The 3,582-nt window shown below is 67.9% G+C and carries 4 protein-coding genes; 2 read left to right on the forward strand and 2 right to left on the reverse strand.

The genetic code is table 11. The features are described 5' to 3' along the window. The coding region (locus QOC69_RS11985; protein WP_526439654.1) for a UPF0158 family protein at nucleotides 1-638 on the reverse strand (638 nt) is incomplete at its 3' end. A gap of 577 nt (nucleotides 639-1,215) precedes the next feature. Here QOC69_RS11985 and QOC69_RS11990 point away from each other — a divergent pair. Beyond that, entirely contained in the window at nucleotides 1,216-2,118 is a 903-nt protein-coding gene (locus QOC69_RS11990; protein WP_526439656.1) for an NAD-dependent epimerase/dehydratase family protein, read from the forward strand. A 10-nt stretch (nucleotides 2,119-2,128) separates the two neighbouring features. On the opposite strand, the gene QOC69_RS11995 is transcribed toward QOC69_RS11990, so the two are convergent. Continuing rightward, the gene (locus tag QOC69_RS11995; RefSeq protein ID WP_526439658.1) at nucleotides 2,129-3,034 is read right to left on the reverse strand and encodes an SDR family oxidoreductase; all 906 of its coding nucleotides are present in this window, start codon (nucleotides 3,032-3,034) and stop codon (nucleotides 2,129-2,131) included. Between the two features lie 108 nt (nucleotides 3,035-3,142). On the opposite strand from QOC69_RS11995, the gene QOC69_RS12000 reads away from it, so the two are divergent. Beyond that, nucleotides 3,143-3,582: TetR family transcriptional regulator (locus QOC69_RS12000; protein ID WP_526439660.1), on the forward strand; the 440-nt coding region annotated here is incomplete at its 3' end.

The raw sequence follows: 3,582 nt of genomic DNA on the forward strand, positions 1-3,582 counted from the left end.
GCCGCGCCGGCCGGTCGGTAACCTTCGGCCACCAGCCATGCGCGAGCCCGACCACGCTGACGCTCATCCCGAAAGATGACGTAGCGACCAAGCTCCTCCGGCCAGCGGGAGAGGACGTCCTTGAACCGGCGAAAGGCGCCCTTGCCAGTTATGGCGATCTCGAGGCGATCGGCGATCTCGGGGTCCGCCACCGTGGCGATGAACCGCTCCATGTCGCGATAGCCGTCGTGTGAACCTTGGTGATGTATGTATAGCCAGCGGCCGTCGTCGTCTGCTTCGTCATCCTCTTCGAGGTCGTCGCGCGAAGGCCAGATCTCGCCGGATTTGAGATCGATCCGAGTTTCTCCGTAGATCGGATCGCCCTCCAAGAATGACGCCAATTCCCCCACATCGACCGCGAGCGGACGCAGCAGCGGTATGGCACCCCGCCCTAAAGTTGCCTCGATCTGGTCGGCCAACTCGTCGTCTCCCACCCACGACCGGTCCCGCAGCGCCGCCGCGCAGTCTGACGCCAGCTCCACCGCTCCATCTACACCCTGCGCAACGGCGTCCAGAAGGCCGTCGCCCGCCATCTGCAGCACGTCGTCGCTCAGCCGCCCGCGTACCAACTCGACGACCGACCCGTCGCCCTCGTACACGGCGTAACTGCCTGACGGCCTCGGTACCGTTCCTGGTGAGTGAGCAGGAGTGAGTTCTGCTCGGTTGCGGCCCGAACGGTCTTGGCCGCGGCGGGCGGGTGTTCTCCGGTGAACCGGTGCGCATCGCGTGCGGCCGGTGGGCTGGAACTGCCGTGCCCGCCATCGTGGCGACGGTGGCGGTCAGGCCTGGCCGGTGGAGTGCCCGCCACGGTCCACTGTCCGCGGCAGGGTCCTGCCCGCCGATGCCTGATCACCAATCCGAAACCACACCTACCAATCCCAGCCCCCGCGATGGACTCACGGTGGCCGGATCGAAAGTCTGCTACCAACATCTTGGCACCCGCCACCGACAACCACGCACCCCAACACCGCTCACGTCCGTGCGGTATCGCTCACTACTGCTCACTATCCAACGACCAGCTGCCAACCCCATTGGCACACAGGGCAAGCGTAGTAAGGACGAGTGCGTGACAGCGCCGGTGTCGGGACGTGCGCCGACACCGCCACGGAGCACGGGCGAGCCATCGATGTCCTGATTCGCGACGCCCCGCGAGCTCGTCGCCCCTACCATCAGCCCATGCGCGACTCCAAGATCTTGATCACCGGCGTGACCGGACAGGTCGCTGTCCCCATCGCCCGTGCGTTGGCGGCCGACAACGAGGTGTGGGGCATCGCCAGGTTCCACGACACCGCAGCGCGGGACGACCTCGAGCGAGCAGGAATTCGGTGCCAGACAGTCAACCTCGCGGCCGGCGACTTCGCCGCGATCCCGTCCGACTTCGACTACGTGCTCAACCTGGCCGTCGCCAAGAGTGGCAAGTGGGAGAAGGACCTCGCGGCCAACGCGGAGTCGGTCGGCCTGCTCATGGCGCACTGCCCCGATGCGAAGGCGTTCCTGCACTGCTCGTCGGCGGCCGTCTACGACCCGCCCGACGACGAGCCACGGAACGAACGCACCGCTCTTGGCGACAACCACAAGTCGATGCTTCCGACGTATTCCATCTCCAAGATCGCCGGAGAGGTCGTCGCTCGTTCGATGGCGCGTGCGCTGGGCGTGCCCACCACCATCGCGCGGCTCAACGTCCCGTACGGCGACAACGGTGGTTGGCCGTTCTATCACATGGAGATGATCCTGGCCGGCGTGCCGATCCCGGTCCCTCCCGGCGGGCCGGCGCGCTACAACCCCATCCACGAGGACGACGTCATCGCGATGCTCCCCAAGCTGCTCGAGGTGGCGTCGGTGCCTGCCGTCACGGTCAACTGGTGCGGCGAGCAGACAGTCAGCCTTCAGGACTGGTGCACGCACATCGGGTCACTGGTCGGCAGGGAGCCGGCGTTCGAGGAGAGCGGGCAGGCGCTGCGAGGCGGTCCCACCGACGTGACCCTGATGCGCGAACTGGCGGGCGGCACCACGGTCGACTGGCACGACGGCATCAGCCGGATGGTGCGGAAGTTTCACCCGGAACTGGTGCACGCGTAGGCCGCGGCGGTCACGAGGCGGACGCGAAGTAGTGCCCCGCCTTGAGGTCCGCGAGCAGGGTGGGCTGCTCGGGCCGCCAGCCCAGCAGCTCCCGGGTCCGAGCACTGGAGGTCGGGTTGTCCAACGCGGCGATTGCCCCGATGAAGCCGAGCTGTTCGGCGGCCTCCTCGGCCGTGATGCCGACCGCGGGCACGCCGAGTTGCTCACCGATGGCCGTTGCGATGTCGCGGAAGGGCACGCCCTCCTCGGCCGCTCCGTGCAGCCGCGAGCCGGCGGGGGCTGACTCGATCGCCAGCCGGTACAGCCGCGCGGCGTCGATGGTGTGCACGGCGGGCCAGCGGTTGGCGCCGTCACCGACGTAGACGGATCGACCCGCCTTCCTGGCGGCGTCGATGAGGGTAGGGACGAAGCCGTGAAAGTCGGTGGAGCCGTGCACCGTCGGTGACAATCGGACGACCGAAGACCGCACCCCGCGCTGGGCCAGGGCGATCGTGGCGTTCTCCGACGCGGCGCGCGGCCCCGACTCACCGGCGGCGTCGTCTTCCCTACCCAGCCGCCCAGGGGCGGTGAAGGCGAGCATCATCGTGCCCGAGGTGTTCACGAACGGCTTGCCGGAACCGACGAGCGCGGTCCCGATCGTGTCGACGGCTTGCAGGTCGGTTGCGGTCGCTGCGGCATAGTCGGAGAAGTCGTGAATGAACGCCAGATGGATGACGCCGTCCGCGGCCGCCGCGGCATCGGTCAGGACGTCGAGATCGTCGAGCGAACCGCGTTGCACCTCGGCGCCCGCAGCCGACACCGCCGCAGCAGAGTCGTCCGAGCGGGCGAGGCCGACGACCTGGTGTCCGTGGTCGAGTAGTTCGCGAACCACGACGGATCCGATGTGTCCGGATGCGCCGGTGACGAATACACGCATGTGCACTCTCCTCATGTTGATGTCAGTGGATGACATCAACCGTAACCGCGATGACAGCCACTGTCATCCCCCATGGTGACAGTCACTGTCGTCACATACACTCCGCGGATGGGTCGCTGGGAGCCGAACGCGCGTGGACGCCTGGAGCACGCCGCGCTCGAGCTCTACTTGGAACGCGGGTTCGACCAGACGACGGTCGCCGAGATCGCCAGTCACGCCGGGCTCACGGAGCGCACCTTCTTCCGGCACTTCGCCGACAAGCGCGAGGTGCTGTTCGGCGGGGGCGCTCTCGCCGAGGGACTCGCCGCAGCAGTGGATGCGGCGCCCGAAGCCACGGCGCCGCTCGACGCCGTGATCGGAGCGCTCGAGTCGACGTCCGATTTCTTCGCCGAACGTCACGCGCACGCGCGGCGACGCCAGGAGGTCATCGCAGCCAACCCGAGCCTGCAGGAGCGCGAGCTCATCAAGCTCGCCTCTCTCGCCACGGCCATGGCCGGTGCACTTCGTCGTCGCGGCGTCACCGAACCCGCCGCGAGCCTGGCGGCCGA

The organism is Mycobacterium sp. (assembly GCF_032162105.1).
GTDB lineage: Bacteria > Actinomycetota > Actinomycetes > Mycobacteriales > Mycobacteriaceae > Mycobacterium.